Annotated in this window: 7 protein-coding genes; 4 read left to right on the top strand and 3 right to left on the bottom strand. The window is 38.7% G+C overall.

From position 1 onward, the window contains the following. The first annotated feature begins 11 nt into the window (after positions 1-11). Positions 12-6,329 carry a glycosyltransferase gene (locus NMK36_RS28190; protein WP_254175138.1) on the top strand — a complete coding sequence of 2,106 codons (6,318 nt, stop codon included), beginning with the start codon at positions 12-14 and terminating at the stop codon, positions 6,327-6,329. Between the two features lie 46 nt (positions 6,330-6,375). Here the strand turns inward: NMK36_RS28190 and NMK36_RS28185 are convergent, their stop codons facing one another. Continuing rightward, positions 6,376-7,083, bottom strand: coding sequence for a methyltransferase domain-containing protein (locus tag NMK36_RS28185; protein ID WP_139294958.1), 708 nt, complete (start codon positions 7,081-7,083; stop codon positions 6,376-6,378). Between the two features lie 220 nt (positions 7,084-7,303). On the opposite strand from NMK36_RS28185, the gene NMK36_RS28180 reads away from it, so the two are divergent. The 3 genes from NMK36_RS28180 to NMK36_RS28170 all read left to right on the top strand — a co-directional run bounded on the left by NMK36_RS28180 (position 7,304) and on the right by NMK36_RS28170 (position 12,538). Beyond that, positions 7,304-8,860, top strand: a complete 1,557-nt coding sequence (locus NMK36_RS28180; protein ID WP_254175137.1) for a sulfotransferase domain-containing protein — start codon at positions 7,304-7,306, stop codon at positions 8,858-8,860. 47 nt (positions 8,861-8,907) lie between these two features. Continuing rightward, positions 8,908-10,170 (top strand): glycosyltransferase family 4 protein, encoded by a 1,263-nt coding sequence (locus tag NMK36_RS28175; RefSeq protein WP_072717467.1) that lies wholly within the window; start codon positions 8,908-8,910, stop codon positions 10,168-10,170. Positions 10,171-10,546: 376 nt separating this feature from the next. Beyond that, positions 10,547-12,538, top strand: a complete 1,992-nt coding sequence (locus NMK36_RS28170; RefSeq protein ID WP_072717468.1) for a calcium-binding protein — start codon at positions 10,547-10,549, stop codon at positions 12,536-12,538. 308 nt (positions 12,539-12,846) lie between these two features. On the opposite strand, the gene NMK36_RS28165 is transcribed toward NMK36_RS28170, so the two are convergent. After that, positions 12,847-13,770: a calcium-binding protein gene (locus NMK36_RS28165; RefSeq protein ID WP_245824165.1), complete on the bottom strand. Its 924-nt coding sequence runs from the start codon at positions 13,768-13,770 to the stop codon at positions 12,847-12,849. A gap of 49 nt (positions 13,771-13,819) precedes the next feature. Next, positions 13,820-15,553, bottom strand: coding sequence for a glycosyltransferase family protein (locus NMK36_RS28160; RefSeq protein ID WP_254175136.1), 1,734 nt, complete (start codon positions 15,551-15,553; stop codon positions 13,820-13,822). Between the last annotated feature and the right edge of the window lie 57 nt (positions 15,554-15,610).

Raw genomic sequence — 15,610 nt, 5'->3', positions numbered from 1 at the left:
CTTAAACACTTATGGATAAGACTTCTTCCCCCTCTTCTATTTTAATCGTTGCCGGAATGCACCGTTCAGGAACCTCTTTGACGGCTTCCTTGCTGCAAAATTTAGGGATAAATATTGGTCAACAGTTAGTGGGTGCTGACTATGGAAATATTAAAGGCCATTTTGAAAATATTAACTTTGTAGATTTCCATAAATCGATTTTTAAAAGTCATAATATTGATGAAATTGGATGTGTTTTTACAGAGGAAATATTAATCACAGAACAAGATATAGAAACAGCTAAAAAACTGATTGAAATTAATCAAGATCCTAATACTATTTGGGGATGGAAAGATCCGAGAACCACATTATTTTTAGACTTTTGGCATGAATTATTGCCCCAAGCTAATTTTATTTTTGTTTATCGTTCTCCTTGGGAAGTGATTGATTCTCTCTATCGTCGAGCAACGGATGCGACCTTACTCGATCATCCCGAACTCGCCATCCAAATGTGGAACTATTATAACCGTAAAATTTTAGAGTTTTATCAAAAATATCCCGAACAATGCCTTTTAGCCAATGTTTATACAATTGGCAATCAAACAGCCGATTTTATTCAAGCCGTTAATCGTAAATTTAAACTCAATTTACCCTGTGAATTTTCTAATCAATTTGAACCCTCTTTATTAGTCAATCGGATTCTGGCAACTCCTAAACCTTTATTTATTAAAGCTTATTTTCCTGAAGCCATAGAACTTTATCAACAATTAGAAGCCGATGCTTATCCCTTAAGTAGCCGTTTAAGCACCTCGGAATTAGAAAGTTTAAATAAACCCTTATCCACGGACTGGATGTTTGAGGATTGGGCAAAACTTCGCAAGTTAGAGAAATCTCAATCCATTTTAGCCAAAGATTTAGATATTTTGCTCAAAGATCGGGATATTTTACAAACCGATATTGAACAATGGCAAGAACGATTTCAAGATGCTGTTGAACGTTTAATTAAAACCGAAAATCAACTGGGTCAAACTCAGCTAAAACTCAATGGTGCAGAATCTCAAGCTCAAGAAGCCATTACTAAATTAATTCAGACAGAAGAGGAATTAGGAAAAACTCAAGGAGAATTGGAAGGGTTTAAAACTCAATTTCAGCACGCTGTAGAAAAACTGGTAACAACCGAAGAAGAACTCGGTAAAACTCAAGGACAATTACAAGCTTTAGATGCTAAATATCAAGAAACCTTATTTGGTTTAATTAAAGCAGAAACAGAACTCGGACATACTCAATTTGAACTGCAAAACTTTAATATTAAATATGAAGACTTAAGCATTCAATATCAAGACGGACTCACCAAACTTTTAGCCTTAGAAGAAGAACTCGGTAAAACTCAACTGAAATTATTAGGGTCAGAATCTCAATTTCAACAAGCTTTAAATAAAATCTTTAGTTTAGAAGAAGAACTCGGCAAAGCTCAACAAGAAGTTGTCGCCATGAAGTCTTCTAAATTCTGGAAACTTCGCAATAAATGGTTAGGTATTAAACAACGTTTACGGCAATTTCGTCGGCGGTTCATTCATTCCATTGATTTTCCTCTCAATTGGCAATTAACGGGATTTACCGACAAGTTTTTGAATATTTCGGGTTGGTGTTTTTACACCGGAAATCAACCTTTAAAAGCCATTCGGGCTAGAATTGGAACAGATATTTTTACCGGACAATATGGGATTGAACGGGAGGATGTTGCGGAGCTTCAACCGAACTATCCTCAAGCTCAAACATCAGGATTTTATTTACAAATTCGTGTTCCTCAAGGTGATTCTTTAGTCGAATTAGAAGCTCAAGATAGTACCGGAAAATGGACTGTTTTTGCCCGTTATCCTTTATCGGTTTCGACCTTAGGAGCATCTTTTGATGTTCCAATGCAATGGGAACAACGACAAGGACAAATTTTATTTGCGGGATGGTGTTGTCATCCCACTCATCACATTACTCAACTAAAATTAATCTGTGGAAATCAGTGGGTAATTTGTGCTCATGGGTTACGTCGTGTCGATGTGGGGCAGGTATTTCCCTATTGGGTTGGAAGTTCAGAAAGTGGGTTTGAAGCGCTACTTGATGTTCCCTCTGGAACTTGGCAAATTACCTTAGAAGCTCAATTAGAAACGGGAGAAAACCTCACCTATAATTGCCCTCAAATTTTACAAGTTTCTCGCTATGGATTATTAGAGAAAAGTACAATAAAAGTCAAACAAATTTCTCGTTATACTGCCGCCATTCAAAAACGAATTGGAGAGCGAAAACAACGGTTAGGTCGCTTGTTACCCATGCCTTGGGAAATTCCAGCGATTATTCGACAAATGCGCCTCATGTATCGGCAAACAAATGCGCCTCTCGGTGATGTTTTACCGCCTCAAGGATTTGAACTTCCTCAACCCGTTGATGCCTATAATGCTTGGTTAGAAGCTAATCAATGGACAGAACGCAGTTTCAATCATTTAAAAACTCGATTATCCGCTTATTCTACTGAAATCTTGCCTAAAATTTCAGTTGTAATGCCTGTTTATAATCCCCCCATAGAATTTTTAGAAAAAGCAATTCAAAGTGTTATCAACCAAGTGTATTCTAATTGGGAACTGTGTATTGCGGATGATTGTAGCACTAATGCTCAAGTTGCAGAATTATTAAGTCAATATGCAGCCCAAGATTCTCGAATTAAAGTAACTTTTCGTCCCGAAAATGGTAATATTAGTGCCGCCACCAATAGTGCAGCGAGTCAAGCAACGGGGGAATTTATTGCATTTTTAGACAACGATGATGAATTAACCCTTGATGCTTTGGGGGAAATGGCATTATATTTAATCCAATATCCTGAGACAGATTTCCTTTATTCTGACGATGACAAAATCGACCCCGAAGGCAAACGATTTGCCCCCCAATTTAAACCAGACTGGTCGCCTCAATTGTTACTTTCCTATATGTATATGGGGCATTTGTTAGTGGTTCGGCGGTCAATTTTTGAGCAATTAGGAGGGTTTAGACTTGGGTTTGAAGGCTCACAAGATTATGATTTTGCCCTGAGAGCAACAGAAGTTTCTCGCCACATTGGTCATCTCCCTTTAGTCTTATATCATTGGCGCACAGCCCCCGGTTCAACGGCTGTTTCTGGGGCGGCAAAACCAGCCAGTTTTGATGCGGGAAAACACGCTATTCAAGAAGCCTTAACTCGTCGTCAAAGTCCTGGAAAAGTTTATCAACCCAATTGGGCAAGTGAACTCAAGATTGGTATTTTTTCTCATCAATTTCCTGATCAAGGGCCATCTGTAGCGATTATTATTCCTACAAAAAATCAGCTTAAATTACTGCAAGCTTGTGTTGAATCGATTCAAAAAACAACTTATCAAAATTATCAAGTTGTTATTATTGATAATGAAAGTGATGATGCCAAAACTTTAGAGTATCTGAATAAAATCAATACTTCTGAAAAAATATCGGTTTTAAAAATAGCAAATAATGGAAAGTTCAACTTTGCTGCTATTAATAATCAAGCCGTTGAACAGACAAAAAGCGATTATATATTATTCCTGAATAATGATACTGAAATTATCAATCCTCACTGGTTAAGCCAGATGATGGGTTATGCTCAAATGCAGGGTGTGGGGGGAGTAGGAGCACGATTAATTTACCCCGATGACCGCATTCAACACGCTGGAATACTGCATGGGCTTCATCATGGTTTAGCAGGTCATGCCTTTAAGTTATCCCATCGTCAAGATTTTGGTTATTTAGCTTATTCTAAAGTGGTGAGAAATTATTCGGCTGTAACCGCCGCTTGTTTATTAACACCCCGTCAATTGTTCTTAGATTTAGGGGGATTTAATCAAACCGATTTTGCCGTTGCTTACAATGATGTTGATTACGGTTATCGATTATTTGAAAAAGGTTATCAGTCGGTTTATTGTCCCGATGCTGAATTAATTCACAAAGAAGGAACCAGTCGGGGCTATAAAGATGACCCCAAAGAAGTGGCAAAATTCCGTCGTCAATATGCTAATAAAATTGATGCCTTTTATAATCCTCATTTATCCTTAGCCAATGAGTGGTTTCAAATTCAACCCCGACGCTATCAGTTTAAATTAACCCAGAAAAAAGCACCTGTTCCTAAAGTTTTAATGTGTAGCAACGAGTTGGAATATACAGGCGCACCCTTACATCAATTTGAAATTGCTGTTAAATTAGCTTCGGAAGGAAACCTAGAACCTGTTATTTTCTGTGTCAATGATGGGCCGTTACGTTATGCTTATGAACAACAGGGAATTCGAGTCATTATCCGAGAACATCCCTTAGCTAATCTTTATCAATTGGAAACCTATCATGAAGCCATCCAAGCTTTAGCAAAAGAACTGCAATTACAACAATTTGATGTAGTTTATGCTAACACCTTAGAAACTTTTTTCATGGTAGATTGTGCCAAACAAAAGGCAATTCCTTCTGTCTGGAATGTCCATGAAAGTGAACCTTGGCAAACTTATTTTGATGGCTTAGGTTCAGAGATTGCGACGAGAGCATTAGAGTGTTTTCAGTTTCCCTATCGGGTGATTTTTGTAGCGGATGCAACGCGAAATCTTTATCAACCTTTAAATAGTTATCACAACTTTACGGTTATTCATAATGGTTTAGATATTGAACGGTTGCAGGAAGCCTCAGAACAGTTAACAAAATCTGAAGCTCGAACTGGGTTAAATATAGCAGAAGATGAAATCGTGATTTTGTTATTGGGAACTGTTTGCGAACGTAAAGGACAACAAGATTTAGTCAAAGCTTTGCCTTTATTATCTCCTCAATATCATAGCAAAATTCGCTGTTTTATTGTGGGCGATCGCCCTAGTCTTTATAGTACAAAACTAGCGCAATTAGTTGCTCAACTTCCTGATAGCTTAAAAGAACGATTAACAATCGTTTCAGAAACCCCAGAAACCGCCCAATATTTCCTGGCTGCGGATATTTTCGTTTGTACGTCTCGAATTGAAAGTTATCCGCGAGTGATTATGGAAGCAATGGGATATAACCTGCCGATTATTACAACTCCGGTATTTGGAATTCCTGAACAAGTGCGTCCTGAAATTAACGGTTTATTCTACACTCCGAACCAACCAGAAGAATTAGCAAAATCTTTAACTCTTCTATTAGAAGATCAGAAATTACGGCAAGAATTCGCAGAAAATTCTCGATATGTTTTAGAGTCTCTTAATACCTTTGAAGAAATGACTCAAAGCTATTTAGAAATTTTCCAAGAAGCCTATTTTATTAATCCTTATCCCCTTGCTGAAATTTCTTCTGAGTCTCAATCTTTAGAAGTGTTAGATGTAGAGGTGGAAATGGCACAACCTTCTCCCGAACCCGAAGAAAAGGATTTTGAACCAGAAATCAAGAATCCTGAACCTCAAATTGCTGAACCTCAAATTGCTGAACCTCAAGCTAAAAATTATTGGGAAACTAACCCAACCGCAGCAGCCAGCCAATGGGTTTCTAATCCGATTATTGCTGAGAAAATTCATCAACGAATGTCTGGCGGTCAAACGAAAAAATATTGGTTACGGTGGTTAATTGAAGATTATTTCGTGGGTCACAAATTTAATAATCTTATCTCCTTGGGATGTGGCATTGGCAACCATGAAATTTTAATGGCAGAGTTAGGACTTGCTCAAAGAATTGATGCGTTTGACTTTTCGGCTGCCTCCTTAGAAATTGCCCGACGAGATGCAGCCAATGCGGGGGTTTCTGTTAACTTTTATCAGGAAGATTTTAATACATTTACCCTGAACCCAGAGATTAAATATGATGTTGCATTTTGTTCTGGTTCTCTCCACCATGTTCGGGAATTAGAGCGATTTTTAGAAATTGTTCATAAAGCCTTACATCCCCAAGGATATTTTATTATTAATGAATATGTGGGGGCGAATTATTGTATTTACGATAAACATCAAGTTGAAATGATTAATCGTTTGTATCAATGTTTTCATAAGTTAATCCGGTCAGGGATTATGGAGAATAAATTTATAAATCCCAGCATCCATCAAGTCTTTGCCACCGACCCCTCAGAAGCGGTTCGTTCTGAATTGATTTTACCGTTTATTGAATATTATTTTGATATTGAATTGTTTAATCCTTTTGGAGGAGGAATTCTCCATCCTTTGTATCCTTTATTAGATCATAATCAATTTTTGCCGGGTGATCCCAAAGGAGAAACGATTATTAAACTGTTGTTAGAATTTGAACAAATATTAATGGAAATTCCAGGAGGATTAGAATCAGATTTCTGTTTATGTGTATTACGTCCCAAACGCTTCTAAGGATTTGAAGGGAATAGAAAAAAGTAATCTATTCCCTGGTACACTGTTATAATTTCTTGATAATCGTAATGATTTCATTGCCGTTATCAAAGATTTTTTCTAAAGACAAAGGAAAATTTAGCTGATTTTTTAATGTGATTAAAAAATCAATGAAATCTTTACCTGTCCACACATGAAAATGGATACTAAAATCTCGTTTCATCAATTGTTTAACCATCCATTGCGCTTTCGTTTCATCCTTTTCTTTTTCCACCAATTCAACCCATTCTTCATAATGATATTGCCTAGACCATTCGGGGCCTTCGTGATAATCTTTTAATAAATGTTCAATCGAAGTAACCGGACGATCTCGATCAAAACAATATTGTTTTTCAGGAACCGCTAAATAAAGAATCCCTTCTTTTCTAATGACTCGCAATAAATTCTGAATCGTTAGAATCGGGTTTTGGCAATGTTCAATAAAATGATTTGCAATGACAAAATCTTGGGTTTCATTCTCTAATGTCCCTAAAAATTCACCATCATCGATAATATCAACAGGAACTAAATTAGTATTTGCTAATTCAGGATAATGTTTTCTTAAGTTGGGAACACTCATGCGATCGACATATTTAACCTGAGCAGATGTAGGAACCTCCAGAGGATGATTTAAAGCTCCTACTTCAATTCCATTTCCCTGTAAATATCTGTTGGCAAAAAAACGTCGAAAAATATAAAGTTGAGCAACGATTTCAGTATCAGCAGTGAGTGTCATAATTGTGATATCCTCAATGGGGAAGTTTGAATTGATATTAAATTCTCTGCCAATTCATAACCGAAACAGTAAACCAGTTAGAGTATAATCTAAATCAGTGATCAGTTTTGTCGTGTCAGTGTCCTGACCAGTTAACAATTGACGATTAACGGTTTACAGACAACTTAATTATACTGATTATTCAAAAGGAGGAGCATCACCCTTGATTCAAACAAGGACAATGTATTCAGAACCTCTTCCCCCACCCCATTTTATCATTATTGGGGTACAGAAAGGGGGAACTAATTCTCTATATCATTATTTATGCCAACACCCTCAAATTGTAGCAGCAACTCAAAAAGAAATCCATTTTTTCACCTTAAATTATGAGCAAGGTTTAGATTGGTATCAGTCCCAATTTCCCCCAGAGGCGGAGGGAAAACAGATCCTTACAGGTGAAGGTTCTCCTTATTACTTATTCCATCCCTTAGTTCCTCAACGACTATATGAGTCTTTCCCTCAAACTCGATTAATTGTCTTATTAAGAAATCCAGTTGATCGAGCCATTTCCCATTATTATTGGGAAGTGAAATTAGGATATGAATCCTTATCTTTAGAAGAAGTGATCGCGCAAGAAGGTGAACGACTGCACGGGGAAACTGAAAAAATCTGCTCAGAGGCTACTTATTTTAGTTTTAACCATCAACATTATTCATACCTTGCACGGGGACTTTATGCAGAACAACTGCAAAGATGGATGCAGTTTTTTCCCAGAGAACAATTCTTGATCCTCAAAAGTGAAGATTTATATTCAGATTCTGCAAGAGTTGTCAATCAAGTGTTTGCTTTTTTAGGACTCCCTGATTATCACTTATCCAGTTATGATAAATACAATGCCAATACTTATGCAAATGTTGACCCAACTATTCGTCAAAAATTAGAAGCCTATTTTCTCCCCTATAACCAAAAATTAACACAGTTACTCGGTGGAGATTGGAGTTGGGGAATCTCTGAATCTTCCTGTGATTTTCAGTCTACTTTATCACAGTCTCCTCAAAATATTAGTTCTACCTCTACCTTATTATCGGTGAAATCCATGACAAAAGTTGATTATGAATCCGCTTGGGATAATTATGCTAAAAATTGGCAAAGTACAAGCTCAGAAGAAGTTTATATTGGAGATGAATGGATTGGAGTTGCCGCTGGTGCTGCGAATTCCCTCGAAGAATATGAATCTTTAATTGAACAGAAATTTATTGCTCCCTATATTCAGAAACATCATCAAGTTTTAGAAATTGGTGTAGGAGGAGGGAGAACGGCTGCTATACTGTTGAATTATTGTGATCGTTTGGTATGTGCTGATATTTCTCAACAACTTCTCAACGCGACTCAAAATCGGATCGGGAATGAACGAGTGTCTTATATTAAATTAGATGGTTTAACCTTAGATGGAATTGAGCCTCACTCCTTAGATATTTGTTTTTGTTATGACACCCTAGTTCATATTGAACCGCGAGATATTTTCAACTATTTAACTCGTATTCCCGCTTTATTGAAAGGCGATCGCTTATGTATTTTCCACCATACTAATCTTTTAAGCGAATTGGGCTGGAAAAAATTCTTAATAGATTGGGATAAAAATTTATTAGGAAAACGGCATGGAACCGCATTTTCCTTAATGACTGATACCATAATGGAGAAATTTTTGACCCATTTAAACTATGAAATTCTTCAAAAAGATATTGAATCTGTACCGAGAGACTGTGTGTGGATTTGTAAAGCTCCTGAAGTCCTCTAAACCGCAGAAAACACTATTTCCCTTAAATTTTATCTCTCAACGCCCTCATGAAAGCATTGTTTTTACATCCTAATTTTCCCGCCCAATACCGCCATATTATTACAGCTTTGGGTGCAGATCCCAATAATCAAGTTGTTTTTGGAACCAAAAATGAGCGTCCCGAATGGAATATCCCCGGAGTTGAAAAAGCCGTATTTAATCCCAGTCGAGAAGCCAGCAGCGAAACCCATCAATATGTTCGGGTTTTAGAAAGTGCCGTATTACATGGACAAGCCGTATTTAGAATGGCAGAACAACTCAAAGCCAAAGGATTTGTCCCTGATGTTATTTGTGGTCATTCCGGTTGGGGGCCTACTTTATTTGTCAAAGAAGCCTTTCCGAATATTCCCTTATTGTGTTATTTTGAATGGTTTTATCATTCCGAAGGATCAGATGCTGACTTTGATCCGGCTGATCCCCTTACTGTTGATGATAAAGCTCGAATTCGGGTTAAAAATACCCCAATTTTAATTGATTTATATTCCTGTGATTGGGGCGTTTCACCCACCCACTGGCAACAATCCCAATTTCCGCCTGAACTGCGACAAAAGATTTCTGTACTTCATGATGGCGTTGATACCAGTTATTTTCAACCCAATCCTGGGGCAAAATTAGTATTACCCGATTTAGATTTATCCGGCGTTGAGGAATTAATTACTTATGTCGGACGAGGGATGGAACCCTATCGAGGATTTCCTGAATTTATTGAAGCCGTTGCTTATATTCAAGAACGCAGACCCAACTGTCATGTGGTGGTGGTGGGATCGGAACGAGTTTGTTATGGTAAACCTTTACCCAATGGTATGAGCTATAAAGACTATATGCTCAAAAAAATCCCCTTGGATCTGTCTCGAATTCATTTTGTAGGGCCACTTCCCTATGGCCAATATTTGCAAGTGATTCAGGCTTCAGATGTTCATATTTATTTAACACGGCCCTTTGTCCTGTCCTGGTCAATGATTGAATCCCTATCAACCGGTTGTTTAGTCATTGGTTCAGATACAGCCCCCGTGCGAGAAGTGATTCAAGATGGAATCAATGGCTTACTGGTCGATTTCTTCTCTCCCAAACAAATTGCAGATCGAGTTGATGAAGTGCTAGATCATCCAGATCGCATGGCTCAACTGCGAGTAAAAGCACGTGAAACTGCCTTAGAACGTTATGATTTGAGCAAACTCTTATCAAAACATCTGCAATTGATTACAGAAGTGGCAAATCGTTCTTTTCCCGCAACCATTGGCCGAGTTGAACCCGGAATGGTTTTGCAATAGGGAGGGAACGAGATGTTATTTCTGTTGCTCTCTAAACGGGGGAACTTCTGATCATCTACTAATCAGAAGTTAATGAGGAACCTTTTTGTCTGGGAACCCGTCTGACAGCGTGAAGGAACTTAAAATAAAGTGCCTTTTCTGACTTCAGAGTGATGGCTTCAAGACAAACTGAGGATGAAAATTTTCAAGACAGAATTGATCGTAAACTCTAGCAGTCGAAACGGCCAGATCTATCTAGTAGACAAGAGTGATGATAAAGGACTAGACTTGCTGGAGATAAAAAAGTTAAACTACTGCCGAACAAGGTATGGTGTTTTCAGCAGTGTCTGTCATCCCAACAGAATCTAATGACATTATTGCAGAGGAGTGAAATCAAATGACAACAAATTTAGGCCCAGGGCCCCAATATTACGATCAGGATGTGGGCTTCGCCCCTAAACCCGATACCATTCTGGGTGAAGGTGGAAACGACACCATTCTCTCTTCGACCCTAGGTGGAAGTCTAATCGACGGTGGTGCCGATAATGATATTCTGCAAAGCAGAGGCCCTGGGGATACAGTTATCGGTAACACAGGTAATGATTCCCTCCGATCTCAACAGCTTCGCACTGTTCTAATTGGAAATGCAGGCCGTGACACCTTATCGGCGGATTTAACAGCCAGCCTCTATGGCGGGGTAGATAATGACTTTTTGATTGGTCAATCTAGTAATAATTTCCTCAATGGAAATAAAGACTCAGATACCCTGCTGGGTGGAATTCAAGGTGGAGATTTACTCTATGGGGGTGCTGGAGATGACCAACTTGGATTTGTCAATGCCAGTGGCCAAAGTAATCTCACCGGTGTTGTTGTTGCTGGAGCGGTAGGCGGCAGTAACCAAGGAAATAACTATGTCTCTGGAGATAAAGGCAGAGACAGTATTGTTGGAGTTAATACCGGGGATAGCCTCCTCGGTGGTGATGATAATGACTCCATCATTGGTGTAGGCAGTCTCAACGTCTTGGATGGCGGTAGTGGGAACGATACCCTCATTGTTCAAAATCCGAGTGCCACATTACAATTCGCTACAAGTCCCGTTGCTGTTGGTCTCAGCCAAATTACTCTGACCGGTGGTGCAGGTGACGATTCTCTCTACGGTGGTATTGGTCGCTTTTTAGAAGGCCAAAACTACATGGATGGTGGAGACGGGAACGATACCATCCGAAGCTTTGCGCTTCAGGATGCCCTGTATGGGGGTGAAGGCAATGACTTGATCACCACAGGAACCACAAATGTTTTAACCACTCAAGGTAGCACCAGCCAACCCGGTTTTGTGGGTGAGAGTACCCTCTATGGAGGTGGCGGAAATGATACGTTAGTCGCTGCCTTTAGTACAGATGTCCTCTATGGTGATGCTGGGAATGACAGCCTCTCTGGAAAATTCACCCTTTTAGAAGGCGGGGATGGAAATGACACCCTCTACGGAGGAGATTGGACATTACCTAATGGCTCAGGGAAACTTCCTGTGGTTACCTTATCGGGTGGTTCTGGTAACGACTATATCTATGGAGCCTTAGGTTCAGTCGCGAATGTTTATAATGGTGGTCTCGGTGATGACACGATTATCTTTACCACAACTAATGATAGTCTCGTAGGTGAAGGTTCCTCAGAGGGTAACGACAACATTTCCTTTGTGGGTGGTTTAGCCTCCGGTGCTACCATAACTAGCTTTGTCTTATTTGATACCCTAGGCAATAACACCATTTCTGGTAGTGATGGCAATGATAGCATTGTTACCGGAAGTGGTGCTGACTTCCTGCAAGGGGGAAGTGTTGCTGCATCTGCGGGAACATCGGTCGGTTTCGGAGATGACACCATCATATCGGGCGGTGGCAATGACTATCTCTTCGGAGGAGAAGGTGAAGACGTACTGTTTGGGGAAGACGGCAATGATACCCTCCAAGGTAGCATTGACCCAGATACCTTAGTTGGCGGTGCTGGTGCTGATGTCTTCCTGTACCAGTTCAAATCCGATGTAAATGGCACTTTAGCTGACTTGATTACTGACTTTAATTCGGGTGAAGATAATATCTACTTCTCTCGTGGGGCTGGAGGCTTTGCCTTTGAGTTGCGTCCGGGTGTCCCAACCACTGAACTGTCTTTTGAGCAATTTATCGTTCTCGATAAAGCTAGCTACAATGGCGCGGGTGCCAATACTCAAGCACCAACAACTGTCGGCCCTGTATTGGTTTACGAGAAAGCCAGTGGAGTATTATGGTATGACTCCGATGGCGGTGGTGCAACTCCGGCTGATTTAGTTGCCTTCATGAAACAGCCAAACAATACAATTCCGACCCTGACCCGGACAGATTTTACAATCATTATCTAGGTTAGGTTGACAGATCAGGGGAAAGAGACGGACTTTACACACTAACTTTTGAGTTCTATTCGCTTTTTATCCCCTTTAATTTTGTCAATACGTTAATAACAAAAAGACCGAGAAATTAAATTAATCTCGGTCTTTTTTTATGGATATAGTAGGCAACAGGTAACACCGGAGAAAAAGATTTTACCGTATATAGTGCTACGCCTGATTGGTTAGGACTTCGGAGTGAAACCTGAAACCCTTTCACTTCTTACTGTTCCCTGTTCCCTGTTCCCTGTTCCCTCTTCAAGTAATGCTATAGATTTGCTACATCAGTCTTTTTCTGATGCTACAGGGTTTGATAAGGGCGGACTTGTTTCTGTAGTGTTATCTTCATCGAAATGTTTAACTTGTCTTCCAATTAAGTTTAGAAAACCTGAACCAAAGTGTTGAATTTCTAAAAAATTAGCGTGGGCGGCAGTCGGTTTATAAAGTTTAAATGTTTTCATAATTCCTAGGGTTGCTGCACTTTCCAATGGCCCAATAAAACTACAATCTCGATCTAAAAAATACGGTTGTTTTGCCCAAAATTCCATTTGTTCAGTATTTAAAAAGAAACAACCCGAATGGGGATTTAAAGGACGTTTGAAAGAAACAGCCTGTTCCATGACTTTACCAATAAACTGAGGCTGATCTTGAATATTTTGAAAATTAGCCGTGATATGGGGTAAAAGATCTCCATCAATATAAGCCTTAATTACTTTGCTGTGGGGAGAAACTTCGTAACGGTTTGGTTGTAAAAGACAGCTATTTCCTGTATGACGATTAAACCAATTTAACTTAACGAAAAACCAAGGATCATGCAGAATCAAATCATCTTCTAAATAACAATAATAATCATACTGACCCAAATATTCACGCAACACTCGATGGCATTCAAATCCCAGTAACATTGGTTCTGTTTGGGTCGAGTAATGCTTACAAAACGATGAAGGTAAAGGAATGTTAGCGAGTAGGTGATACTGTTGAGTGGTACAAATGACAATATCAACTTGATAATTGTGTTCTGTATTCACGGGAATTGTCACACATTGAGCAATATCAATCATGCAATGGGATTGACTATACAGTTCTCGTAAAGCAGTTAAGGCAAATACTAAAGCAGTAATTCTTGGGCGAGGATCTTTACTTAAAGAAGCGTGTTTTCCATCTCCATCAGGATTAAAAAAGTGAGGAATCGTAAATAAAATTCGCATAATTTACAACTGAATAATTTAAGTTTAATTGTTGCTATATTCTGGGGGATTATCTAAATAATTCAGGAACTCGTTGACGGAGTTCTTGATTCAAACTGGGTAACAAATCTCGCATTTTTAAATACCAGTCTCGTCGCTGTTGATAATGTTGACAGAGTAAACGGTGATCTCGTACCCAATGATAGGCATTCATCGCAATTTTTCGTCGCAATGAAGTATTCATAATTAGTTCATTCAAATACATTTCAAATTGTTGGATAGTTCGATAAATTAAACCGGTTTCTTCGTGAATTATTGATTGTTCATATACCGTTGGACTTGCTAAAACCGCAACGCCATGACCTGCACATTCTAAAAACTTTAAATCCGATTTCATCAGATTCACAGATGTCGGCATTAGGGGTAATAAAGCAATATCACACGTTTGGAGAATATGATTATATCTATCATAACTGCAAAAGGGTTCAAATTCTTTTTCAGATATTTCTAACTGATCAAAAAACCGACGATCATGAATCACCTTGACTTGAACATGAGTTTGATGACGGATTAAAACCCGATTTAAAGCTTCCATAATCGGTTGCCAATCCTGTTCTCGATTTAAGGCGCCAAAAAACAAGGTCACTCTTGAATTAGAATAGATTCTAGGGGGTGGTAAGGTCAGCAAATGATTTTTGAAAATGGCAACATGGGGATTAAATTGTTGTAGAAATAAAGCTAAGGGTTTTGTAGAAGTTTGTACACCATGACATCCCCGATAACTCAGATAACGTTGTTCAGCATACTCCCTTCTGCGTAAAGGATTATCATCAATTTCAGCAATAATTAAATAATCCTGTGTTAACAAATTTTTTAAGAGTTCTAAGTGATGCTCATAAGATAAAATTGTCCGTTGCCAAATAAAAACCTTTTCTTCTTCCGGTAAAATTGAACCAGTGGGAATCGATTTAGATGCAGAAATTGTTCGAGTTCCAGGTATTGTTGCACTCAATTGATCGGGTTCTAAAACTCGAACGCGATCGCATCCTGTGGGAGCCATGATTGCCGTTTGAATTAATAAACGACGAGGAGGTTGAAGCGATTTTATAGCGCGAACCAGATAATATTCTGCTGCGGTTTGAGTGGCAAAACGATTAGTATCTAACCCTAAAGCTTCTCGAATAGGTTGAATTAAGTGAAGAAATTGTTGAAATTCATCATCTTTTTTTCCTCTAGTTTGAATTTCATAAATATATAAACCAGCTTCCCAAAACAGAGCTTGAATAGCTTCTAAAGTTAATCCCTTCTGGCTCGTATCTTCTTGGCTTAAAATCCCCCCTTTTCCCTGGATTATCTTAATAATATTTGGCCAATACTGACTATTCGGAATATAAGCTAAAACTTGACCCTCATGTTTTAACCATCGGGTATGATTCTGTAAGCTCTTTAAGGGATTTCTGATTTGGGGTAAGATTGAATCATAGATCAAACAATCTACTGTTCCTTCTTCTAATTCTAATGCAATTGTTTCTAACTGATCGATTGAACTCAGGATGATTTGATCTGACCCTTTTGTGACCTCTGGAGTTAATTCTGAATGGATTAAAATTCCCCAATAGAAACTTTGAGGATTAATTCGCTTATAATAATAACCAGTTGTTCCTGTTAGACAGCCTACATCTATCAAGACTTGAGCATGAGGAGGTAAAAAATTCAGTAACTCCGACGGTCGTTCAACGGATTTCAAAGATGGACTCGGATTTAGGCTGTTATCACTGACTTCATCTGGGGTATCTCTATTCATAACCTTTAGTGGAATAAGAGCCATTTTATAAATAACAGGTTTTAGGTCATACTTGCA

The organism is Planktothrix pseudagardhii (assembly GCF_904830925.1).
Taxonomy (GTDB): Bacteria; Cyanobacteriota; Cyanobacteriia; order Cyanobacteriales; family Microcoleaceae; genus Planktothrix; species Planktothrix tepida.
This window is presented reverse-complemented; position numbering and strand designations above follow the sequence as displayed.

Bases quoted from the DNA above. Each gene is read 5' to 3' on its own strand.
- NMK36_RS28190 (WP_254175138.1), top strand. From the start codon at position 12: ATGGATAAGACTTCTTCCCCCTCTTCTATTTTAATCGTTGCCGGAATG.
- NMK36_RS28185 (WP_139294958.1), bottom strand. From the start codon at position 7,083: ATGACACTCACTGCTGATACTGAAATCGTTGCTCAACTTTATATTTTT.
- NMK36_RS28180 (WP_254175137.1), top strand. From the start codon at position 7,304: ATGTATTCAGAACCTCTTCCCCCACCCCATTTTATCATTATTGGGGTA.
- NMK36_RS28175 (WP_072717467.1), top strand. From the start codon at position 8,908: ATGAAAGCATTGTTTTTACATCCTAATTTTCCCGCCCAATACCGCCAT.
- NMK36_RS28170 (WP_072717468.1), top strand. From the start codon at position 10,547: ATGACAACAAATTTAGGCCCAGGGCCCCAATATTACGATCAGGATGTG.
- NMK36_RS28165 (WP_245824165.1), bottom strand. From the start codon at position 13,770: ATGCGAATTTTATTTACGATTCCTCACTTTTTTAATCCTGATGGAGAT.
- NMK36_RS28160 (WP_254175136.1), bottom strand. From the start codon at position 15,553: ATGAATAGAGATACCCCAGATGAAGTCAGTGATAACAGCCTAAATCCG.